At 63.6% G+C, this 4,827-nt stretch carries 4 protein-coding genes and 2 pseudogenes; 3 read left to right on the top strand and 3 right to left on the bottom strand.

The annotated features are described in order from the left end of the window. The 3 genes and pseudogenes from ACIQ67_RS19700 to ACIQ67_RS19690 all read right to left on the bottom strand — a co-directional run. A pseudogene (locus ACIQ67_RS19700) lies at positions 1-569 on the bottom strand (hypothetical protein); the annotation flags it as partial. A gap of 96 nt (positions 570-665) precedes the next feature. Next, positions 666-977: a type II toxin-antitoxin system RelE/ParE family toxin gene (locus ACIQ67_RS19695; protein WP_397536071.1), complete on the bottom strand. Its 312-nt coding sequence runs from the start codon at positions 975-977 to the stop codon at positions 666-668. Further along, a complete protein-coding gene (locus ACIQ67_RS19690) occupies positions 974-1,258 on the bottom strand; it encodes a YlcI/YnfO family protein (RefSeq protein WP_397536070.1) in 285 nt (94 codons plus the stop codon). Before ACIQ67_RS19690 ends, ACIQ67_RS19695 begins: the two co-directional genes overlap by 4 nt. Before the next feature lie 1,704 nt (positions 1,259-2,962). On the opposite strand from ACIQ67_RS19690, the gene ACIQ67_RS19685 reads away from it, so the two are divergent. From ACIQ67_RS19685 to ACIQ67_RS19675, 3 genes and pseudogenes are all read left to right on the top strand, one after another. Continuing rightward, positions 2,963-3,097 carry a rubrivinodin family lasso peptide gene (locus tag ACIQ67_RS19685; protein WP_397536069.1) on the top strand — a complete coding sequence of 45 codons (135 nt, stop codon included), beginning with the start codon at positions 2,963-2,965 and terminating at the stop codon, positions 3,095-3,097. A gap of 103 nt (positions 3,098-3,200) precedes the next feature. Beyond that, positions 3,201-3,962 carry a lasso peptide biosynthesis B2 protein gene (locus ACIQ67_RS19680; protein ID WP_397536068.1) on the top strand — a complete coding sequence of 254 codons (762 nt, stop codon included), beginning with the start codon at positions 3,201-3,203 and terminating at the stop codon, positions 3,960-3,962. A gap of 266 nt (positions 3,963-4,228) precedes the next feature. Then, positions 4,229-4,827 (top strand): annotated as a pseudogene (locus tag ACIQ67_RS19675) (hypothetical protein); the annotation flags it as partial.

Genomic DNA, 4,827 nt, shown 5'->3' with positions numbered 1-4,827 from the left:
GCCATGGCGACCAGGCAGTCCAACATGGCGACGGATTCAAGCTTGGCCGGACTGTCTTCCAGCAGCGAGCGGATCACACTTCTCAATCCCTGGCCAAGCAAGTAGGCCGCCAGCTCTGGATGCGGTGAGGCGATTTCATGCGCATACATCTGCAGGAACGGCAGCCATGTCGCCTCGATGAACTCGCTAGCTGTTTTGTAGGGGCCCCGCCACATACCCAAATGCGGTGCTGAGTGGTAGCACAGATGAAAGGCTTGGTTCAACTTGAACAACGGCGCGGCCTGCGATTCGTGCAGCTTGCGCAGCGCGTAGAGCTCGCTGATGCCACGGCGGCGACCACTGAGGTACAGGTCCAGCAGCCAGGCGGGAGGATCGATCAGGGCGCCGATGAACGTCAGGTAGGCACTTTGGCCTGGCACCGCGACGCGGTCACGCGTCGGCGGGCCAGCGCAGTCCCCACCGGTCGATGACGGCGCGCACGCGGCGTCGCCATCGGGAACCAGCGTGTGCAAGTCGGCACGGCCCCAGCGCAACGCCTCCAGGGAGCACAGCATGTCGTCGCTGATCACGATGTCGACGGCGCGAAGCTCGAAGGGGTCCAGTTGGAAGGCTTGGCTAACGCAAAGGTCGGCCAGTTGTAGGAATCACTCCTGCGTCCGCCGGCGTCAGTGGTAGTCATCCTCGAGCTGGTGGCGCACGGCCAGGATGGTCACGGTCGCAGCGTCTTCGATCTCGAACAGCGCCACATACCCGCTGCTACCAAAGGGAACGAGCAGCTCGCGAAGGAACGGGTCGTCGTCGGCCTTGCGATAGATGAACGGCGAGCGCTTTAGGCTCTCCACGGCGCCAGATATCGCAGCCAGCGCCCGCTCTGCGAGATCGAGGTCCTCGACCGTCGTGGCGCGATCGAGCAGGTACTCGTACAGCCGCGCCAGGTCGCCCCGGGCTGACTGGCTGTACCGGACGGCAAAGCTCACGCACGAGCCTTCTTCTGCAGCTTCGTCCGGGCCTGACCCAGCTTCTTGGCCAGTTCGGCGTGCACCACGTCGGCGTCGACGTACACACCGGTGCGCTTGGCCTCCTCGCGGGAGGCCAGGCCACGCGCAATGAATTCGGAACGAACGCGGCGCCGCTGGACGTTCTCCCGCACCGATGCCTCGATGAAGCCCGACAGCGTCTCGCCCTCCTGGAGGACGCTCTCGGCGGCTTCGCGCAATTCGGGCTCGACGCGCAGCGATGGCAGGGTGGCTGTTTTCATGGCGAGGCGATGATGCGTTGCAGTTGCGATGCATTCTACTCGGGCCACTCGCCCACGGCCAGCGGCGGGCTGCAGCGTCGATGCCGTACATGCTGCGGTCGGCCCGGCGCGCACCCCTCGATGGTGTGCAGCCGGGCCACGCGAGCCGGCCGACACGCAGTGGAGGCCGGCGAGCGGCCGTGAGATTCTCCCCGCGCCTCCGCGTCGGCGGCGGTTGATGGGGAGACAAGCTGACGTGCCCCAATCACTCACCTTCCGGCCAACGCAGGCCCCACAGCTCGATCACGGCGCGCACGCTCGCGTCTCCGTCGGGGATCAGCGTGTACAGGTCACGCACACAAGACGTGATCACATTCACGGGACCTGTCGTCCCAGACCACCGCTGCGATGCGTATGGACTGCAATCCCGCGCCTCAAAGTCGCGGACTCCTCCAAGATTCGGTGCAAGGGCGTCGCGAGTATTTGCCGATCAGCCGGGCGGCTCCGGCAGGCGCTCATCTGCTCGCTGAGCGTCGCCTTCGCGCGATGGAAGTACCGCGCGACTGACGCCGCCGAGCAAAGGCGGTGTTTGACGGCCAAGCAGGCTACGAGGGCCCGACCTCGCACAGCCCATGTGCTTGAGTTCCCATGAAGCCCTAGTGCGCTTGCTGGCTGGATCTTCGCAATCACCCAGCTAGCAAGCAACTCCAGCGCACCGTCGATGCCATAGCCACCGCCGGCTGCGATCAGCCTCGCAGCAGCGGCGTCCACTGACTTGGCCACCATCGCTTGAGGACCGGCGCCGCCAATGGCCAGCTTCAGTCCCCGCGTCAGCTCCCAAGCGCGCCAGTCCTGCTCCGAAGGCCGCCTCGAAATCCATGTCCGTAGCGCCGAACGGGCCGCCGGGACCGTGTCGCCAAAATGAAGCAGCAATGGTCGCGCATCGAAGCCTTTCGATGGCGACAGTCCTAAGGCGGTACGCAATGCGCCGTGCGGATGATGGGTCGGCGTGACACACAGTTGCTGTGACACGGGTCGCCATGCGAGCATGCGCACTTCGCACCGCAAGGCCTCATCGGACTCAAGCAGAAGGGCTCGATATGGCCCGGCAAGCACCGGACTGCGAACCGGCTGCGATTCCCTCACCCAGCGCGACACGACGTTCCCGAATGCCCGGGCCACACCGCCCACCGAGTCGCCGGCCCGGATCCGTGCGATGACGTGGATCTCGCCAGGCAACTGCACATAGTCGATCAGGACTCGCCCCGAACGCTGATGCGCACCAATCAGTCGACTGCGGATCCGTTCTGCAAGCCATGGGTCCAAGTAGAAGCTGCGACCGACCGCGGCCTGCCAGCACAGACTCCACGTCCGTGCATCCATGTCGGTAGCGATGGAGCAGCCCATTGAGCAATGACGATTTCGACGCCACTTCCCTCACCTCGCATGCCGAAATAACGGATTGCCTGCCGGGTAGAAACCCGCAGCAGCAAATGGTCCCCCGGAATTGGCGCGGCCGAACGAGTCAGCAATCGTTGCCCCCAATCACATCCCAGCCAAGGGCCGAGTTGCCGCCATGAAAGCGCATTTCAAACCCAGCCGAACATCCGCGGGGACTCGGACCCATCCATCGACCACAGCGGCCGATCAGGCTACCTTGACTCCGCCCGAAGTCCAAAGGACCCAGGGCGAAGCGGTCTCAACATCAACCTGAAGGAGTCCATCATGGACAAGCAAAACGAGCCGGATCTGGAACTGCAACTTGTCGACCTCGGCGATGCCAAGGCGCTGACTCTGGGCGTTCCCGCCCTGGTCTTCGCCGAAGAAAACCCGCTGATCCAAGGGCGCATTGAAGGCTAAGCAAGGAGGTGGGCGCGCACTGCTTTCGGTGGTGCGCGCCCCAGGATTTGAAGCTCACGAAGAGCCCGGCCACGAAGCGCATTCAGCACCATCGGAGAGAGTGATGCAAGTTCCGATCCCTGGCCCGCATCTCAGGCTCGCAGCGCATGTACGCGCCTGCCAGGTTAAAGAGCAAGACGATGGTCAAAGCACTGGCCAAGTCATCCTGCTCGACCTGCGTCAGAACCGCTACCTGGGGATCGATGGAATGACGGCCCAGACGTTGGCCGAACACATCGAAGACTGGCCAGCGCGTGTGGAGCCTGCCGTCATCCACTCCGGTTCAAGCGCCGTCGCTGCGCTGACACGAAGCCTCATGGAGCGCGGCCTTGTGACCGAAACATCGTCAAACTCTCAGAGCAACGCCCTCATTCACGCCCAGTGCGAGGAAGCGACCTCGTCGCTGGAGCCGAGTACAGCGCTAAGGCAAGAGGCGCTCACAGCACGCAGGATCGGAAACTTCCTGGCCAGTGCAGCTCTCACGGCTTGGTGGCTGCGCAGGCGATCTCTCCACTGGATCGCCCTGACTGTGGCCGCTCGGCAAGAACAGCTCAGGGGACCCCTGTCCGATTCTCTCGATGCGATCAGTACCATAACCGTCGCCTACGAGTCGCTTCGTCCCTTCGCCTTCAGCACACGCGAGAGATGCCTGCACGACTCCCTGGCATTGGTCAGCTTCCTTGCGACAGAGGGACTGCGCTCGCATTGGGTGATCGGTGTCAGAACCAGTCCATTCGGTGCCCATTCATGGGTGCAAAGTGGTCACATGGTGCTGAACGACAGCCATGAGCACGTGCGGCAATTCCGCCCGATCCTCGTTGTCTAGACCGGACGCCTCCCGCCATGTTCCGGTACATAGCCATCGCATGGGATGAGACCCAGACGGTCACAGCCACCGCAGCGCGACGGCTGAGTCAAGATTGGCAGGGACGCGCAGGATGGGAAGCCGCACTGCTTCGACCCGGGCTGCAAGTCTTCACGACAGGGGCAACGCCAGGCGTCAACGAAGTGACCCGCTTGCAGGGCGCCGACGGCGTCGTACTGGGCAGACTGTTCCGACGTCATGCGCCTCATCCGCCGATCGCGTCTGGCATGACGCTCGACAGCGAAGAGGCGGCAAGCATCCTGCAGAGTGGCGGTCGCACTCTGGTAAACGATTTCTGGGGGCGCTATGTCGCCTTTCTCACTGCTGCTTCAGGTTCAAGCTGCGTGCTGCGCGATCCGAGCGGGGCACTGCCCTGCTTTCGACTGCGGCACAACGGCGTGTCAGTGATCTTCTCCTGGCTGGAAGACGCTCTTGTCATGCTGGCCGGTGCAGCGCCTCCCAGAGTGAACTGGGACGCCTTGACGGCGCAGCTGCTGCGCGGCGCGGTGACTGGGCGCGAGACAAGTCTGGACGGCGTCCTGCATGTACTCCCAGGCGAAGTGTTCGACCTCCACCTAGACGAGCCCACGCTGCTTTGGAATGCGGTTGATATTGCCCGGTTTCCGATTGAGAGCCATGCCAGCGACGCAGCGCAGCTGCTGAGAAGTTCCGTGCGGACCTGTGCCAGCGCCTGGGCTTCTTGCTATGAAACCCTGCTCTTGCGGCTGTCGGGTGGTGTGGACTCCTCAATCCTCTTGAGCTGCCTAGATCCTGGGAACACCCAGGCGACGGTGATCTGCTTGAACTACCACTCACCGGGCGCCGA

The sequence above is a fragment of the Roseateles sp. genome (assembly GCF_044373315.1).
Lineage (GTDB): Bacteria > Pseudomonadota > Gammaproteobacteria > Burkholderiales > Burkholderiaceae_C > JACDQM01.
This window is presented reverse-complemented; position numbering and strand designations above follow the sequence as displayed.

Coding starts and splice junctions, on each gene's coding strand:
- ACIQ67_RS19690 (WP_397536070.1), bottom strand. CDS start 1,258: ATGAAAACAGCCACCCTGCCATCGCTGCGCGTCGAGCCCGAATTGCGC.
- ACIQ67_RS19685 (WP_397536069.1), top strand. CDS start 2,963: ATGGACAAGCAAAACGAGCCGGATCTGGAACTGCAACTTGTCGACCTC.
- ACIQ67_RS19680 (WP_397536068.1), top strand. CDS start 3,201: ATGCAAGTTCCGATCCCTGGCCCGCATCTCAGGCTCGCAGCGCATGTA.